This is a genomic window from Pantoea sp. 18069 (assembly GCF_902706035.1).
Lineage (GTDB): Bacteria > Pseudomonadota > Gammaproteobacteria > Burkholderiales > Burkholderiaceae_C > Comamonas.
In genome coordinates, this window is record NZ_CACSJA010000003.1 from 140,583 (window position 1) to 157,072 (window position 16,490).

At 67.2% G+C, this 16,490-nt stretch carries 13 protein-coding genes; 3 read left to right on the forward strand and 10 right to left on the reverse strand.

The genetic code is table 11. From position 1 onward, the window contains the following. Positions 1 to 27 precede the first annotated feature (27 nt). The 3 genes from GVL12_RS04530 (at position 28) to GVL12_RS04540 (ending at position 4,179) form a co-directional block, all read left to right on the forward strand. A complete protein-coding gene (locus GVL12_RS04530; RefSeq protein WP_159911466.1) occupies positions 28 to 999 on the forward strand; it encodes a tripartite tricarboxylate transporter substrate binding protein in 972 nt (323 codons plus the stop codon). A 310-nt stretch (positions 1,000 to 1,309) separates the two neighbouring features. Further along, entirely contained in the window at positions 1,310 to 1,471 is a 162-nt protein-coding gene (locus GVL12_RS04535) for a hypothetical protein (protein WP_159911467.1), read from the forward strand. Between the two features lie 362 nt (positions 1,472 to 1,833). Further along, on the forward strand, positions 1,834 to 4,179 hold the full coding sequence (locus tag GVL12_RS04540; RefSeq protein ID WP_159911468.1) for a membrane-bound PQQ-dependent dehydrogenase, glucose/quinate/shikimate family: 2,346 nt from the start codon (positions 1,834 to 1,836) through the stop codon (positions 4,177 to 4,179). A gap of 76 nt (positions 4,180 to 4,255) precedes the next feature. Here GVL12_RS04540 and GVL12_RS04545 read toward each other — a convergent pair whose 3' ends face one another. From GVL12_RS04545 to GVL12_RS04590, 10 genes are all read right to left on the reverse strand, one after another. Continuing rightward, a complete protein-coding gene (locus GVL12_RS04545) occupies positions 4,256 to 5,455 on the reverse strand; it encodes an MFS transporter (protein ID WP_159911469.1) in 1,200 nt (399 codons plus the stop codon). A gap of 292 nt (positions 5,456 to 5,747) precedes the next feature. Then, a complete protein-coding gene (azu, locus tag GVL12_RS04550; RefSeq protein WP_159911470.1) occupies positions 5,748 to 6,197 on the reverse strand; it encodes an azurin in 450 nt (149 codons plus the stop codon). 289 nt (positions 6,198 to 6,486) lie between these two features. Next, entirely contained in the window at positions 6,487 to 8,034 is a 1,548-nt protein-coding gene (locus GVL12_RS04555; RefSeq protein ID WP_200843499.1) for a PepSY domain-containing protein, read from the reverse strand. After that, positions 8,031 to 8,306: a hypothetical protein gene (locus GVL12_RS04560; protein ID WP_159911471.1), complete on the reverse strand. Its 276-nt coding sequence runs from the start codon at positions 8,304 to 8,306 to the stop codon at positions 8,031 to 8,033. Before GVL12_RS04560 ends, GVL12_RS04555 begins: the two co-directional genes overlap by 4 nt. Before the next feature lie 22 nt (positions 8,307 to 8,328). Next, entirely contained in the window at positions 8,329 to 10,746 is a 2,418-nt protein-coding gene (locus GVL12_RS04565; protein ID WP_159911472.1) for a TonB-dependent receptor, read from the reverse strand. A gap of 116 nt (positions 10,747 to 10,862) precedes the next feature. Next, a complete protein-coding gene (locus tag GVL12_RS04570; RefSeq protein WP_159911473.1) occupies positions 10,863 to 12,005 on the reverse strand; it encodes a FecR domain-containing protein in 1,143 nt (380 codons plus the stop codon). A 61-nt stretch (positions 12,006 to 12,066) separates the two neighbouring features. After that, positions 12,067 to 12,630, reverse strand: a complete 564-nt coding sequence (locus tag GVL12_RS04575; RefSeq protein WP_200843500.1) for an RNA polymerase sigma factor — start codon at positions 12,628 to 12,630, stop codon at positions 12,067 to 12,069. Between the two features lie 363 nt (positions 12,631 to 12,993). Continuing rightward, on the reverse strand, positions 12,994 to 14,001 hold the full coding sequence (locus GVL12_RS04580; protein ID WP_159911474.1) for a tripartite tricarboxylate transporter substrate binding protein: 1,008 nt from the start codon (positions 13,999 to 14,001) through the stop codon (positions 12,994 to 12,996). Continuing rightward, a complete protein-coding gene (locus tag GVL12_RS04585) occupies positions 13,998 to 14,846 on the reverse strand; it encodes an alpha/beta fold hydrolase (protein WP_159911475.1) in 849 nt (282 codons plus the stop codon). The genes GVL12_RS04580 and GVL12_RS04585 overlap by 4 nt, the downstream gene beginning before the upstream one ends. Next, on the reverse strand, positions 14,836 to 15,924 hold the full coding sequence (locus GVL12_RS04590) for a porin (RefSeq protein ID WP_159911476.1): 1,089 nt from the start codon (positions 15,922 to 15,924) through the stop codon (positions 14,836 to 14,838). The genes GVL12_RS04585 and GVL12_RS04590 overlap by 11 nt, the downstream gene beginning before the upstream one ends. Between the last annotated feature and the right edge of the window lie 566 nt (positions 15,925 to 16,490).

Here is a 16,490-nt window from a genome sequence, read left to right on the forward strand (position 1 = left end):
CATCCAAGAAAAAACAGGAGACAAGACATGCCATCCATCACCCGCCGCACCGCCGGCCTCCTTGCCCTTGCGGCGCCGTTCATGGCCTGGGCCCAGCCCGCTGCGGACCAGCCCGTGCGCATCACCACGGTGTTCCCAACCGGCAGCGGGCCCGACGTGGTGGCGCGCATCGTCGGCGAGAAGCTGCAGGCCCGCTGGGGCCGGTCGGTGATCATCGACGCCAAGCCCGGCGGCGCCGGCATGGTGGCCATCAACGGGGTCAAGGGCGCCGCGTCCAATGGCAGCGAACTGGTGGTGGTGGATGTGGGCAATATGTCCATCAACCCCCTGATCTTCCGCAAGCTTTCCTACGATCCCGACAAGGACCTGGTGCCGGTCGCCGTGCTGTACAAGACGGCGTTCTTCGTCGCCGTGGGGGCGTCCAGCCCCTACAAGAATATCCAGGAACTGATGGCCGGGGCTGCCGACCAGCGCAAGCAGCTGACCTTTGGCTCCAACGCCGTGGGTGGACCGATACACCTGCACTCCGAGCGCCTGGCCCATGCCGCCGGCGTGGAGATGGTGCACGTGCCCTTCAAGGAGATCAGCCAGCTCTACGCGGCGGTGGCCACGGGCGAGGTGGACTGGGCCTTCGGCAGCATCGCCAGCGCGGGCCCGCTGGTGCGCGCCGGCAAGCTGCGCCTGCTGGCCGTGGCCGACCGCGTGAGGTCACCGGCCCTGCCCGATGTGCCCACCCTCGAAGGCGCTGGCGGCCCCAAGGACTTGTACGCCTCGACCTGGGTGGCGCTGATGGCGCCGCGCGGCACACCGGCGGCGACGGCGGCGGAGATCAACAAGGCCGTGAACGAAGCGCTGGTACTGCCGGACATCAAGGAGAAGTTCGCCAACTTCGGCTTCGTGCCCAGCCCGGGTCCGGTGCAGCAGGTGGTGGATCTCATGCAGGACGACCGGGCCCGCTACGGCGAAGTCGTCAAGCGCGTGAAAGTCTCCGTCGACTGAGCGCTGACAACCTCCGGGGCGCCGTGCGCCCTCCCGGCCGCCCACGCCCCATCGGCCGCTGCAAGAACCCCAACGCCATTCATAAAAAACGCAGACATGGACATGAACAAGCTTCTTCTTGTCACCACGCTGGGCCTGCTGGCCACGGCCGCCGGCGCGTAATCCTCGGTCACCCCCTTCGGCAACATCGATGCCGACATCGGCGCCAGCGCGCTGCCGGTGCCACAGCAAGGTCTGCACCAGGGGGCGCTGCGAGATCGATAATCCTGGGCGGATGCTTGCAAAATCGTGCAGCCTGTCTTGGCGCGCAGTGGAAAACATAATCCCGCAAGCCATTTCTGGCGGCGTCCAGCGCGAGCACATGATTATTCTGGTGCACCGCGCCGCTGCGGTTGATTTATTTCTGGTGCCAGTTTCTGCGATGGCCATTATCCAGGTCGCGATTAACACGCATCCGGTCTTCGAGTCGTGAGATAAGGGTCAATGCATTGACGGCGATAGGGCCGTTCTCAACGGTATCGCGGGTGCCGGACCTGGTTCCCTCTCGATGGCCTGCGCGCGCAGGATTTTGCATCATCCGGCGACGGAAACCGCACGCTGCCATTTGGCGTTGACAGGCCTATATGGCCGAGTACTAACGACGCCAGCAAGCTCTTTCTTCGGGAATATGATGGCGGCCCGGACGGCATGCAGCGAATTTCACGGCCTGGCACAGCCATGCGCACCAGAGAAAATTCGCTGCGGCAGCGTCGCTATATTCAACCAAACCATGCAAAAAAACCATATTTCAATCATGGCATTATCCCTTTGCTTCATGCAGGAGGAGCGCACGCCATGCATGCCTTAACCATTTTGCTTCTGGCTTTGCTGGGCCTGCCGCTGACCATTGGTGGCGGCTGGCTGCTTTCCCTTGCTGGCAGCCCCTTCTATCTGTTCAGCGGCCTGGTCGTTCTCGCCGTGACCGTGGGGCTGCTGGCGCGCAAGCGCTGGGCCACACCGCTGTATGCCGTCTGGCTGCTGGTGCTGCTGGCCTGGTCGCTGTGGGAAGCGGGCCTCTACTGGTGGCCGCTGGCGACACGCCTGGGCCTGCCGGTGATCATCGGCGTGCTGATGGCCATTGCGGCCATGCGTCGCCGTGCGCCAGGCGAAGGCCAGTTCACTGCCGGCTGGCCGGTGCTGGCCGCCTCGCTGCTCGCGGCGGTGGTGGCGCTGGTCGGCATTCCGCGCCACCTGCACGAAACCGAAGGCACGCTGGCGATGGACATCGTCAATCCCGACGCCAGGCTCGGCGATGGTGCATTGGCCGCTGGTGACTGGAACGCCTATGGCCGTACCCAGCATGGCCAGCGCTTTTCTCCGCTCCAGCAGATCACGCCGGACAACGTCGCCCAGCTCGACCTGGCCTGGCAGATCCAGACCGGCGATGTGCGCGGTCCCCAGGATGTGACCGAAACCACCTACCAGGCCACGCCGCTGAAGGTCAACGACACGCTGTACCTGTGCACGCCGCACAGCCTGGCGATCGCGCTCGATGCCGACACCGGCAAGGAACGCTGGCGCTTCGATCCCAAGGCCGGCATGGAGCCGCAACGCCAGCACCAGACCTGCCGCGGCCTCTCGTTCCACGGCAGCACGGCGCTGACCGCGGCGGCCCCTGCCGCGCAGGCTTCGTGCGCCAACCGCGTATTCCTGCCGAGCGCCGATGCCAAGCTGCACGCACTCGATGCGGCCACGGGCCAGCCCTGCGCCGACTTCGGCCGCAACGGTGCGATCGATCTGACCCACAACATGCCGTTCAAGCAGGGCGGCTACTACTACTCCACCTCGCCACCGCTGGTCGCGGGCGACGCGGTGATCATTGCCGGTGCGGTCAACGACAACTATGCGGTCAACTCGCCTTCGGGCGTGATCCGCGCCTACGACGCGCGCAGCGGCAAGCTGCTGTGGAACTGGGACTCGGGCAACCCGGGCAAGACCGCGCCGTTCGACCCCAACGATGCGAGCCAGACCTATACCGCGAGCTCGCCCAACAGCTGGTCGGTGGCCAGCGCCGACCTCGAACTGGGCCTGGCGTACTTCCCCATGGGCAACCGCACGCCCGACCAACTGGGCATGTTCCGCAACGCCGACGAGGAAAAGTACGCGACGTCGGTGGTCGCGCTCGACCTCGCGACCGGCCAGGCACGCTGGGTGCGCCAGTTCGTCCACCATGACCTCTGGGACATGGATTCGCCCGCCCAGCCGGTGCTGCTGGACCTCGACCTGGCCCAGGGCCGCACGCCCGCGATCGTCGTGCCGACCAAGCAGGGTGACGTCTATGTGCTCGACCGCCGCGACGGCACGCCGCTGCAGCAGGTCAGCGAGCGCGCCGCGCCCCAGGGCACGGAAATCCCGGGCCAGTTCCTGGCCGCGACCCAGCCGGTATCGGCGCTGAGCTTCGAGCCGCCCGCGCTGCGCGAGTCCGACATGTGGGGTGCGAGCCTGATCGACCAGATGATGTGCCGCATCGCGTTCAAGAAGCTGCGCTATGAAGGCCGCTACACGCCGCCGTCGCTGCAGGGCTCGCTGATCTATCCGGGCAACTTCGGGGTCTTCAACTGGGGCAGCGTGGCGGTCGATCCGCAGCGCCAGGTGATGTTCGGCATGCCGACCTACCTGGCCTTCGTCTCGACGCTGGTGCCTAAGGCCGAGATCGCCGGTCAGCAGACCAATACCGGCGAGCAAGGCCTCAACGAGAACGCCGGCGCCGACTACGCGGTCAAGATGCACCCGTTTCTTTCGCCTATCGGCGTACCTTGCCAGACCCCGCCCTGGGGCACGGTGGCCGCGGCCGATCTGCGTACCGGCAAGATCGCCTACCAGTACCGCAACGGCACCATACGCGAGCTGTCGCCCGTGCCGCTGCCTATCCGCGTCGGCGTGCCCGGCATCGGTGGTCCGCTGGTGACCGCCGGCGGCGTCGCCTTCCTGGGCGCGGCCGTGGACAACAACTTCCGCGCCTATGACCTGGCCAGCGGCAAGATCCTCTGGGATGTGCGCATTCCGGCCGGCGGCCAGGCCACGCCCATGAGCTACCTCAACAGCCAGGGCGAGCAGATGGTCGTGCTGGTGGCCGGAGGCCACGGCTCCATAGGCACCAAGGCCGGCGATTACGTCGTGGCGTACAAGCTCAAGAAGTAGGCGCGCCCGGTCCGCAACGCAAAAACGCCCTGTTCACAGGGCGTTTTCTATTCCGGCATCCGGCACGCCGGTCGCGTCACCGCGGGCTGCGCGCCGGAATCCAGCGCGCCATCATTGCCGCGGCCGCGAAAGCGAACGCACCCGTCGCGGCCACGCCCACGGACAGCGACACCGCGGCGGCCAGCAGCGCCACCAGGGCCGGGCCGGCCGTCGAGCCTACATCGGCCATGAAGCGCCAGGTGCCCAGGAAGTAGGCGCGTCCGTGGGGCGGCGCATGGTCGGCGCCCAGCGTCATGATCAGCCCCGAGCCTATGCCGTTGGCAAAGCCTATGGCCATGGCGGCGATCAGCAGGCTGGTGAAACCCGTGGTGAACGGCACCAGCATCAAGGCCAGGCCCATGATGATCATCGACGGCATCGCGACCCAATGCCGGCCCTTGACGTCCATGACCTTGCCCGCGGGGTAGAACAGCAGCATTTCGATGCCGCCGGCCAGGCCGTAGATCAGCGAGGCCGCGGCGGGCGCGAGCAGCAGATGGTCGGCCCACAGCGGCAGCACGGCCTGGCGCGAGGCGCGCACCGCGCTCACCAGCAGCACGGCGAAACCCAGCGTCAGGAAGACGCGGCGGTGGTCCTGGAGGATCGACAGCCAGGTGGTGCTGACCGGCGCCTGCCCTGTGGTCAGTGCGGGCTCCGGCAGATCGGGCACGCGCATGCCGATCAGCGAGGCGCAGGTCACGCCCGCGATGCCGACCCAGAAAGCGGCGGCCATGCCGTACGCATGGACCACGGTCGCGGCCAGGAACGGCCCGACGAACAGACCTATGCGCATCACGCCGCCCAGCGTCGACAGCGCCCGCGCGCGGTAGGTCGCGGGAACGGCGGCCGTGAGATAGCTCTGGCGCGCGATGTTGTAGACCGACTGCGACATGCCGACCATGAAGCAGCCCAGCGCAAACAGTTCCAGCCGGTGGGTCTGCAGGCACAGCAGCATGCCGGCCGCGCTCCAGAAGCCCGCGGCAATGATCGCACCGCGCTCGCCCCAGCGCATGGTGATGAACGAGGCGGGAATATTGTTGAGCAGCGAGCCCAGGCCCAGCAGGGTGACCATCAGCGCGGCCATGGGAATGCCGGCGCCGAGCTCGCGCGCCATCAGCGGGATCATCGGCAGGATCGCGCCTTCGCCTATGCCGAACATCAGCGACGGCCCGAAGGCGGGAAGCGCAATCGCGCGCAGGGAGAAGGGGCTGGAATCGAGTTCGTCAGTGGAGGACATGCAACGGTCGGGAGGAAATGACGGGCGGGCCGATCACCTGCCGAAGGTTCGGATACTACGCCGTTGAACGCGATCCGGCGCGCGCATGAAAAAAGCCTCCCGCTGCTTTCGCAGGGGAGGCTTTCGGCACGGAGGGTGCAACTGGGGGGCTTTGCCCCCCAGCGCGAGCCACACGCAGTGGGCGAGCGTGGGGGCCAGGTTTTGCCGCCGGGCCGCCCCAAGGCAAAACGCGGTGGGGGGCTTGGCCCCCCCAGGCGCAGCTACGCGAAGCAAGCGAGCGTGGGGGCCAGGTTTATACGCCCAGCTTCAACGCCCCCTTCATGATGCCCGCATGGCCGGGGAACGAGCAGAAGAAGCTGTAGTCGGTGCCGGCCTTGATCTTGGCGACGGGGATTTCGATGGTGGTGCTTTCGCCGCCGCCGATGACCTTGGTGTGGGAGATCACGCGGGCGTCGTCCTTCTTGACATAGTCGGCGGCGGCGCCGGCCTTCATGCCGTCGGCGTTGACTGCCGTGAGGTCGGCGGCGGTGGTCACGACCAGGTTGTGGCCCATGGCGGTCTTGGGCATCTTGCCCGTGTGCTTCAGGGTCAGCGAAAAGCTCTTGCATTCCTTGGGCACGGTGATGCTCTTGGTGTTGAACTGCATCATGTCGTTGGCTTCGACCGTGAGGGCGCAGCCGGCGGCAAAAGCGGGAGCAGCAGCGCAAGCGCTCAGCGCCAGGGCAGCGAGAATTTTCTTCATGATCAGAGATTCCTATGTATGTATCGACGTCCGGGTACCGAACCACGGTGCGGATGGGCCAAACCGACCATGTTGACCGCAACCCGCCCATTGATTCTAGGTAATAACCCCAGGTCGGGTGTAAGCGACGCTTCGCCCGCCGCAATGCGGGAAATGGCCTGCTGCAAGTGACGGTTTGGGGGGCGTACGAGGTCGGGGCACGCGCAGGCGATCCATGCCTACGTGCCCGCGGTCGCTTGTGCTTACCCCCTTGTCTTGCAAGCTTGCGCATACGCGCGGATCATTCCAGTCAACCGCTGAGCGGCGGGCGCCGCGCGACGGCCCAGGCGATGGCGGCGAACAGCGCGCCTGTGGCCAGCGCGGCCAGATCGAAGCCGGCCATGGCAGTGTCGTTCTCGGCCAGCGCCCGGGCCAGATGGCGCGCGCTGGTCAGCGCATTGAGCAGGGGCAGTCCCGCGAACAGGGCCGCGGCCAGCAGCGCCTGCTCCTTCCACGCGCGCGGCGGCGGGCGCAATGCGGCCCAGACGAACATCAGCAGCCAGGCCAGGAACAGGCTGTGGACTTCCCAGGCCGCGCGCTGCGCCATCGCGACAGGCAGCAGCCGATTGACCCAGAAGTAGGCGGCGATCGCCACCGGCAGGCCGATGACGATGGCGACATTGAGCCGCTCCACCAGCCACAGCCCGGCATGGCGTTCGCCGCGCTGGCGGCGCTTGCTCGTCCAGAGCACCATGCCGGTGGCGATCATCGCCGCGCCCAGCAGCCCCGACAGCACATACAGCGCGCGCAGCACCGGCGGCGCGAACAGGCCTTCGTGCAGCCCCAGCATCAGGTCTCTGAAGGCCTTGGGCGCCGATTGCCAGGCCAGGCGCTGCGCCAGGCGCTCGCCGCTCACGCCATCGTAGGCGAGGATGTTGGTCGCACGCAGCGGGCCCGCGGCAAAGTCGCCGACCACCTGGATGCGCGCATGGGCATCATGGGGGTCCTGGATCTCGAGCATGGCGACGGGCGCGCTGCCCCAGCTGGCGCGCGCGTCCTCGAGCACCTTGTCGAGCGGCACCAACGCTGCGGGCCGTCCCGCGGCATGGCTGGGCGCCAGCGGCGCAAACACTTCGCCGAGGAAGGCCTCCTGGCCGCTCCTGCCCGCGCCGTACCATGCGCTCGCGACCAGCGGCATGACCGAGAACATCACGAAGATCAGCCCCGAGTAGGTGATCATCAGCTGGAACGGCAGCGTCACGACGCTCGCCAGGTTGTGCGCGTCGAGCCAGGAGCGCTGGCCCTTGCCGGGGCGGAAGGTGAAGAAGTCGGCAAAGATCTTTCGGTGCACGATGACGCCCGTGACCAGCGCGATCAGCATCGCCAGCGTGGCGCTGCCGACGATCCATTCACTGACCCGCGCCGGCAGGTAGTGCAGGCGCCAGTGCATCTGGTAGAGCGTCTGGCCGCCCGCGGTGGCGCGCGTCGCTATCTGCTGTCCCGAATCCGGGTCCAGGTAGGCCGTCCCCGACGCAGCCGCGAACGCGGCTGCGGGCGCACCCCGCCACGACACGCGCAGATAGGGCTCGTTGCGGTCTATGGGCAGCGTGATGGTCCAGCGCCGCGCGTCGCCTGCATGGGTCTGCAGGAAGGTCTGTGCCTGCAGCAGCGCGGGCTCGGGCGCCAGCGGATAGCGCGCGGCGGGCAGCTCGGGCCGCATCCAGCGGTCGATCTCGGTGTCGAGATAGCCCAGCGTGCCGGTAATGAACATGAAGTACAGCAGCCCGCCGAACAGCAGGCCCAGCCAGGCGTGCAGCCAGGCCATCGCCGGGCGCAAGGGTGCAGTCAGGCGTGTCACAGCAACGCCCAGGCGACGCCGCTGCTCAGCAGCGCCGCAAGACCCAGCCCGGCCCAGGCCAGGGACGCGCTGCGCGCGGCAAAGGCCCAGATCACGGCGCCGGTGTAGATGAGAAAGCTCAGCTGCAGCGCGACCAGCACCGCGTCGGCGCGCGCCAGCGAGCTCGGCGCAACCAGCGCAACGATCGCCACGGGCAGAGTGCTTGCAAGCGCATAGCCGCCCAGCGCCGCGGCCACGCAGCGCGAAGCGAGGCGCCAGTGCGCGGCGCTCATGTCAACAGACCGGGGCCAAGGCTCAGAAGTCCGCCGACAGCGACACCAGCAAGGTGCGTGGCGCGCCAATCGTCAGGCCTTCGCGCGCCGCGGACTGCCAGTAGTTCTTGTCCAGCACGTTCTCGATGGCGGCACGGATGGTGATCGGCACATTGCCGCTGACAAAGCGGTAGCGCGCGCCGATGTCGTAGCGTGTCCAGCCCGGGATCTGCTGGGTGTTGGCGACATCCACATGCTGTGCGCTGGTGCGCAGCGCGCGCGCGGTGAAGGTCAGGCCGGGAACGAATGAAGTGTCCCATTCGCCGGCGACATTGAGCTGGAACCTGGGCGTCGCGGGCGCGGTGCGCCCGTCGTTGAGGCCGCCTTCGGTGCGCACCAGCTTGCCCTGGGTGTAGGCGCCGCCGGCAAGCAGGCGGAGGCCGGCAGCGGCTTCGCCCTGGGTGATGAGTTCCACCCCCCGGTTGCGCTGTTCACCGTCGGTGCGAAAGCGCAGGCTCACAGGGTCGAGGAAGCTGCTCGGGCGTTCGATCTGGAAGACGCTCAGCGTGCTCGCGAAGCGGCCGAAGTCGTACTTGGCGCCGAGCTCGATCTGCTTGGCCTTGGCCGGCGGAAACACTTGGCCGGCGTTGGACGCGCCCGACGGTGCGGTCGGCCCCTGGCTCAGGCCTTCGATGTAGTTGCCGTACAGCGAGAACGCGTCCGTCGCCTTCACGACCAGGGCCGCGACCGGCGTGACCGCCGACTTGTCGTAATGCGCGGTCCGGTTGCCGCTGGCGCTGTCGAAAGCCGATGTCTCGACCTGCTGGTGGCGTGCGCCCAGCGTCAGCTGGATGCGCCGGTCGCTGGACGAAATCGTGTCCGCGATCGCCACGCTGCGCAGCTTGGCGTCGCTGACTTTGGGGATGCCAGGCGCTGCAATGATGTCGGGTGGGGCAATGCTGCTGGGCGTGTGCAGATTGGAGAAGATGAACGAACCATTCTGGCGGCGCGTGCCCTGCTCGGCGTTCAAGGCGCTGACGCTGACCACCGCTGCATGGTGCAGCGCCCCGGTGTGGAACTCACCGCGCAGGCCGGCTTCGGCGGTCTTGGTGTCGACTTCTTCATTGAGCCGCGTCGGACGTCCCGCGATGTTGCCGACGCTGTCCTGCATCAGCCAGCTGGTCTGCAGGCTGCGAAAGTCGTACTGCATCGCGCCTATCGCGCCGAATGCGGTCACGCCCGGCGCGAGATCGACTTCGGCGCGCGCCATGGCCGAGAGCTCCCTGGCTTTCCAATAGGTCCACTCGGGCAGGAAATTGGTCGTGGCTTTGGGCACCGGGCCTATGGGCGTGCCCGACTCGGGCGGGAACAGCAGGCCGCTGCGCGCGTGCGTGAGGCGGTTCTGGTAGCTCAGGTCGGCCTCGAGCCGCACGCGCTCGCCCTGGTAGTCGACGCCCAGTGCAAACGCGTCGAGCTTCTCGCGCGAATGGTCCACGGGCGTGTCGCCCGAGCGCGTGAGCGCGTTGGCGCGCACGCCCCATTCCTTTTGTTCGCCGAAGCGCCGCGCAATGTCGAACTGCGCGCCGAACTGGCCGTCGGCTATGTATGACAGCGTCACGCGGTTCAGGGGTTCTGCGCCGGCGCGCTTGGGCACCAGGTTGATCGCGCCGCCGACGGAGCCCGCGGGCGCCATGCCGTTGAGCAGCGCATTCGGGCCGCGCAGCACTTCGACGCGCTCGACGCCGATCAGCGAACTCGCGTTGCGCGGCGAGATGCCGTAGAGGCCGTTGAACGACACGTCGTAGTTGAACAGCGTGAAGCCGCGGATATTGAACTCGTCGCGGCCCGCGCCGCGCGAATAGGTGTTGCGCACCGCGGGGTCGTTGACCAGCACGTCGCCCAGGTTCTGTGCCTGCTGGTCCTCGATCAGCTGGGCGGTGTACTGCGTCGCGCTGAACGGCGTGTCGAGCAGGTCGCGGTTGCCGAGCACGCCCAGGCGCCCGCCGCGCGCGACCTGGCCGCCCGCATAGGGCGCGGGCGCGCCGGTCGCGGAGTCCACGACTTGCACGACCGGCAGCGGCTGCACGCCGGAAGTTGCGGGCGCTGCCGGGCGCACGATCACCGAAGCGCCGTCTACCGTCGTTTCAAGGCCGCTGCCCGCGAGCAAGCGCGTCAGTGCCTGCTGTGTCGTCAGGCGCCCCGAAACGGCCGGCGCGGTCTTGCCGGCGACCAGCGCGGGCGGGAAGCTCAGCTGCAGATTGGCGACGCGCGCCAGTTCATTGAGCGCCTGTGCCAGCGGCTGCGCCGGAATCGAGAGCAGCGGGGTGCCGGCTGCGGCTGCGGCCGCGCCGCTCTGGGCCTGCGCGGGCAGCGCGAGGCAGGCAACAAACGTCGTGGCAATGGCGGCCACCAGGGTCAGTGGGGCAGGGTTGAAGCGCGCGGCAGGCATGGAAAGTGTCATCCTCGGTCGGTGGTCGTTGGCAGACGGCCTCGGGGGAGTGCGCGTCTGTTCCTGCCTATGAAGACGCGCCAGCGCGCGCAAACCTCAGGTCGAAAATGCAGATTTTCGAAAAATCTTCAGGGCCGGCGCAGCACGATCTCGCGCACCTCGCCTTGCGGCACCAGCCGCACCGGCAGCATCAGCGCCAGGCTGTCGACGAAGCGCGCGAATTGCTGGACGTTGTAGCTGCCGCCGACGCGCAGGTCGGCCACGGCCGGATCGTTGATGACCAGGCCCGTGCTGCGGTAGCGCTCGAACTCGGCCAGGGCCTGCGCCAGCGGCGTGTTGTCGAAGCTCACGCGCCCCGCGCGCCAGGGCGCGATGGCCGCGGGCGGGATCTGGGCCACGGGGCCGATATGGCCGCTGTCGTCACCCACGACCATCTGGCCGGCCAGCAGTTCCACCGCTGGTTCGCTGGCTTGGACACCGGTGGGGTCATTGCTGCGCGCCACGCGCACATGTCCTTCCTCGACCGAGACCACGGTGCGGCCGGCATCGAGGCCCGAGGCGGTGTGCCGCACCGAGAACCGTGTGCCGACCACGGTGATCTGCAGATTGCCGGCGCGCACATGGAAGGGGCGCTTGGTGTCGGAATGCACCGAGAACAATGCCTGGCCGTCCTGCAGCTGCACTTCGCGGCGGTCGCGAAACAGCTGCGCCTGCAGGCGCGTGGCGGTATCGAGCTGCAGCGTGCTGCCGTTGGCATCCGCATCCGGCAACGTGACCACGGTCTGCTGGCCGCGGTCGGTCGCAAACGCCTGCTCGAACGTGGGCAGCTTGCGCCAGCTTTCCACGCCCGTCCAGCCCGCACCGGCGATTGCCACGACCAGCAACGCAACGGCCGCGGGCGCAAGCCATGGACGCCCGTGCAAGCCCAGGCCCAGGCGGGCGCGCCAGTTGCGGCGTTCGGGCGTGGGCGGTCGCTGGGCGCGGCCCTGGAAACCGCGCCGGAGTTCGGCGACGGCATCCGCCGGCAACTGCCGGACCTGGCCCAGCGTGGCCGCCATGTCTTCGAGGGCCTGCGCATGCGCGGGCGAGGCGGCGAGCCAGGCCTCGAGTTCGGCCTGCGCCTGCGCATCGAGCCCGTTGCGCTGGCGCGCGGCCCAGGTCGCGGCGGCAAGATCGAGCGCGTCATGTTCCTGCGCGAAGGTCTCGAACGCGCGCGCCTGCGCCTCATCCCCGCAGGCAAGGACATGGCGATCGGAAGTGGGCAAGTTCATGGGGAGATCCAACGTCGGCAGCTTTGACTATAGACGCACGCGCGCGCCGATTCCCGCGCCACTAGGCCGCCGTGCGCGCGGGCGCGGGGCTGTCCTGGGCGCTGACGCTGCGCTCGCAGAGCTTGCAGGCCAGCATGCCGCGCACGATGTGCTTTTCGACCATGCTGACCGAAATGCCCATCCGCTGCGCGACCTGGGCATGGCTCAGATCGTCGAACACATGCAGCACGAAGGCTTCGCGGCAGCGCGGCGGCAGGCGGTCTATGGTGCCGGCATAGGCGCGCAGGATCTGCTGCGAGGCCAGGGCTTCCTCGGGCTGCAGATGCCGCGGCGCGCACGGCTGCTCGGCGTGCGGCATCGCGTCGAGGTCGTCGTGGCGCCGCACTTCGGCGCGCCGGTGGCGATCGACCAGCAGGTTGCGCGCGGTGCGGTAGAGCAGGGCCCGCACATCGAGGATGTCGCGCCCCGAATGCTGGGCGGCCAGCACGCGGGCGCAACTCTCCTGCGCCAGGTCGGCCGCCGTATCGCGGTCGCTCACCTGGCGTTGCAGAAAATGAAGCAGTTCGCGGTAGTAGCGCTCGAGCAAGGCACACCCTATGACGGCTGGATCGACCTGGGAGACCATGGCGGTGCAGACCGGCCAAGCCAACCAGGGTGATGGGAATTGTTCTTATTATCATCCAGACCGGGCAGGCGCCGCGCATTCCTCTCGGCGCGCTGTGCGCTGGTGCCGGTGTGGCGCTGGACGGTGTTGCGATCCTGGTCATCCTGTGGGCAGATCCTTGTCCAGCATGCAGTCGATGAAGGCGCGCAGTGCGGCGGGACAGTGGCGTCGGCTGGGCCAGACCCTTTACCAGGCCCATGCTGCAGAAGCCGCCAGGTGGCGAAGGTTCCTGGCTGACGGCGTTCCCTCTGCTGCGCGTTCATCCGTGTCGGATGCCATGCCGGCATGCATCGCAGGCGGATGCATCCGGATGGTCCAGCGTTGTCAGTCGGTCATGCTGATGCGCGCCTGCGCTGCAACGGTCCGCCAGTGCAGCAGGTCGGCGGCGACGAACTGTGCAAACTCCCTGCCTTTCAGTGGTGCGACCTCGAAACCCTTGTCTTCCAGTGATTTCCGAAACGCCGGGTCGGCCAGCACGGTCTCGATTTGGCTGGTCAGGGCGGTATTGACCGCCGCGGGCAACCTGGCCGGACCGGCGATGCCCCACCAGTTGACGACTTGCAGCCGTGGATGGCCTGCATCCCGGGCCGATGGCACGCCTGGCAGGCTCGCGCTTTGCCGGGTGTCCAGCACGGCCAGCGCGCGCACCTTGCGTTCAGCCACCAGCGGCGCCACCGTTGCAGGGCTGACGATGGACGCGTCGATGTGCCCGGCGCGCAGGTCATTCAGTACCTGCGACATGCCCTTGTAGGGAATGATGTTGAGCTCGATGCCTGTGGTGGTCTGCAGCAGCGCAGCCCCCATATAGTCGAGCGAACCGACCCCCGAGGTGCCGATACGGACCGAGCCCGGCTTGGTCTTGGCGAGGTGCACGAACTCTTCAAGGCTGCGCACCGGCAACTGCGCATTCACCACCAGCGCGAAAGGGCTGGTCGCGATGCGCGCGAGATACGTGAAATCGCGGTTCACGGCGTAGGGCATCGACGGCTTGATGGCCGGCAGGATGACCATGCCTGCCGATGCGCTCAGCAGGAGGGTGTTGCCGTCGGGCTGCGCCTTGGCAACGAGATCGGTGCCCAGCTGCGAACCGGCGCCGGGCTTGTTCTCGACGATCCAGGTGCGGCCGCTGCGGCGCCCCAGTGCGTCGGCGACGAGTCGGCCGATGGTGTCGTTCGATGCGCCCGGTGTAAAAGGCACGATCATCCTGGCTGTGGAGCCGGACTGCGCAATCGCGTTCACCCATGGCAAGGCGACCAACGCGGAGGCCGCGCGCAATACGTCGCGCCGGTCAAGATGTCGCGAGCGGTACCGACTGGTGAAGGACGTTGTCATGATGTCTCCTTTAAATGCTGCAGGACCAAGCGGTTGAACGCTTGCGGTTGCTCCCAATTGATCGAATGTCCGGCGTCGGGAACATGTGCATGGCGCTTGTCGGGCAGATGGCGCGACCAGGCATGCATCAAGGCCGGGGGGGCCAGTAGATCGGCGCCGGCGGTCATGATCAGCACGGGCAACCGTATCTGCGCAATCTTGGCGAAAGTGTTGGGCGTGCGCATGGGTTGCGCAGGTGCATCGGGATGGCGGGCCGAATGCTCCATGGCAGCAAAACGTGCCAGGCCTTCAGGGTCTGCGGCGCGGTAGGCCACACCGACCTCGCGATAGATGCGCAGTTTGGGATCCTCCAGGCCGGGCACCGCGATACGCCTGGAGAACTCGTCCATCTCTTTTTCATGGAACTGGCCGTTGCTGGCGGCCACCACCATGCTGATCAGCCGCTCGGGGTGCCACGCCGCGTAGTCCAGTGCGACGAAGCCGCCGCCGGCAATTCCGATCAGATGAAAGCGCGGCAAGTTCAGATGCTGAACGAGTGCTTCAAGGTCATCGGCGACCGAGCCAGGCTGCGGGCCTGTCGCCGCGTTGACACGGCTTTTGCCCCAGCCGCGACGGTCGAAGGCAATTGCCCGGTAGCCGGCCTGCGACAGGGCGTCGATCTGCAGTTGCCAGCCCGTGACGGTGCCGGTATTCGCATGCAGCAGCACAACCGGCGTGCCGCTGCCACCCGAATCGATATACCAAAGGTCGACGCCGGGCAGCGTCACGTAATGGCCGGGGCCGTATGGGACGGGTGGTGGACTGGAGGGCATGAGGGCTTCGTTTCCAGGTTCGTCAGAACGCATGGCGCATGCCGACAGCGAGGAAGCTGGTGGATGCGCCTGGCGTGACCCCCGAATAGGCGGTGCTGGCGTCCGAGACCCCATAGCTCGACAGTCGCTTGTTCGACAGCCGCGAGTAGCCGGCGTAGACGGTGGTGCGTCGCGACAGTGGGTGGAGGTAGTTGATGCTCCACTGGTCGGCGTCGAAGTTCGCCGAGGTCCGGTCGTCGTATCTCTTGAAGCTCGCGTTGATCGAGCCGATGCCCGCCTTCACCGAGCCGCCAAGCAGATAACTGCGGTAATTACGACTGAAGAAGCTGGATGGATTGGACGGCGCTGCAAGGGTTCTGCTGCCTTTCCAGGCGCCGTCTTGTGCTATGCCGACGAGGCTGAAACGGCCAAAGTCGTATTTGGCGACCAGTGTGGTGGCGCGGTCGTCGTTGTTGTCGGTGGTGTTGGACACCCGTGTGTGCGAAAGACCGACGAAGGCAGCGCCCTGCCTGTAGATCAGGTTGAAGCCTTTGGCGTCTGCGCCCCGTTTCGCATGGGGGGACGACTGTTCGCCAGGGGCAATCTGGGCGCGCATGGAGAAGCCGGCGTAGCTTGGCGAGAGGTAGACGAGCGAGTTGTTCACACGTCCCGACGTGGTGGTCGGGGCACCGGACCAGATGGTACTGCTGGCCGTGCCGATGCCCAGGCCCATCGGGTCGACCGGCTGAACGACGTAGAACGTGGTGCCGTAATCTCTGCCCATTTCAATGGCTCCGGCGGTGCCGCGCAGGCCGACCAGCGCCTTGCGGCCGAAGGCGCGGCCTCCCTGGCCAATGGCGCCGTCATCTGTGTTGAAGCCCATTTCGAGGGTGAAATAGGCGCGCAGACTGCCGCCCAGATCTTCTGTGCCACGAAAGCCGAGACGGCTGCCGGAGAGGCAACCGCCGTTTAACATGCTGCGCGATGCAGCCCCCAGATCTGAGCGGGCGACGCATGCGTCGACGATGCCGTAGATATTCTGCGACGAGCTGGCCTGGGCTGGCACGGCCTGGAAGAGAAATCCGGCGGCGCATATAAGGCCTGCAGCCGGGCGTGAACGGTGAAATTGCATGTTGTCTCCTGCTTCTTGTGATGAACCGCCGTGCTGCATGGCTGGATCTGCGGCGGCTACGCAGTGTCATCTCGCATTGCGCGCGTGCACAGGTGGCTGCAGGTCAAAGCTGTTATGCATGTGAGGTCACGTCGGCTGCGCATTGCCTGTCCGGGCGAGGCAAAGGAGAGCGCGCGTTGGCCGTGTGCCAAGCCGCGGGGCGGCCCGCGACGCAGCAGGCGCAGGTGTTTCGCGGGGTCAACGGCAAGGACTTTCGTCAGGGCCGAAGTTCTGCGTGGGCTTTGGTGTCACCGCGGTGGGGCGACGGCTGGGGCCCCTCAAAAGCCGTGGCAACGTGCTGCTGGCGCTGCAGAAGATGAAGCAGTTCGCGATAGTAGCGCTCGAGCAGGGCACACCCTATGTCGGTTGGAGCGACCTGGGAGGCCATGGCGGCAAGGCCGCGGAACGGCCGCCTTCACCACGACGTTGAGAATTGTTCTTATTATCATCCAGACCGGGCAAGCGCCGTGCATTCCTCTCGGCGCGCTGTGCGCTGGTGCCGGTGTGGCGCTGGACGGTGTTGCGAT

What these genes read in the sequence shown, in the direction of transcription:
- GVL12_RS04530 (WP_159911466.1), top strand. Translation starts at nt 28, where the DNA reads ATGCCATCCATCACCCGCCGCACCGCCGGCCTCCTTGCCCTTGCGGCG.
- GVL12_RS04540 (WP_159911468.1), top strand. Translation starts at nt 1,834, where the DNA reads ATGCATGCCTTAACCATTTTGCTTCTGGCTTTGCTGGGCCTGCCGCTG.
- GVL12_RS04545 (WP_159911469.1), bottom strand. Translation starts at nt 5,455, where the DNA reads ATGTCCTCCACTGACGAACTCGATTCCAGCCCCTTCTCCCTGCGCGCG.
- azu (WP_159911470.1), bottom strand. Translation starts at nt 6,197, where the DNA reads ATGAAGAAAATTCTCGCTGCCCTGGCGCTGAGCGCTTGCGCTGCTGCT.
- GVL12_RS04560 (WP_159911471.1), bottom strand. Translation starts at nt 8,306, where the DNA reads ATGAGCGCCGCGCACTGGCGCCTCGCTTCGCGCTGCGTGGCCGCGGCG.
- GVL12_RS04565 (WP_159911472.1), bottom strand. Translation starts at nt 10,746, where the DNA reads ATGACACTTTCCATGCCTGCCGCGCGCTTCAACCCTGCCCCACTGACC.
- GVL12_RS04570 (WP_159911473.1), bottom strand. Translation starts at nt 12,005, where the DNA reads ATGAACTTGCCCACTTCCGATCGCCATGTCCTTGCCTGCGGGGATGAG.
- GVL12_RS04575 (WP_200843500.1), bottom strand. Translation starts at nt 12,630, where the DNA reads ATGGTCTCCCAGGTCGATCCAGCCGTCATAGGGTGTGCCTTGCTCGAG.
- GVL12_RS04580 (WP_159911474.1), bottom strand. Translation starts at nt 14,001, where the DNA reads ATGACAACGTCCTTCACCAGTCGGTACCGCTCGCGACATCTTGACCGG.
- GVL12_RS04585 (WP_159911475.1), bottom strand. Translation starts at nt 14,846, where the DNA reads ATGCGTTCTGACGAACCTGGAAACGAAGCCCTCATGCCCTCCAGTCCA.
- GVL12_RS04590 (WP_159911476.1), bottom strand. Translation starts at nt 15,924, where the DNA reads ATGCAATTTCACCGTTCACGCCCGGCTGCAGGCCTTATATGCGCCGCC.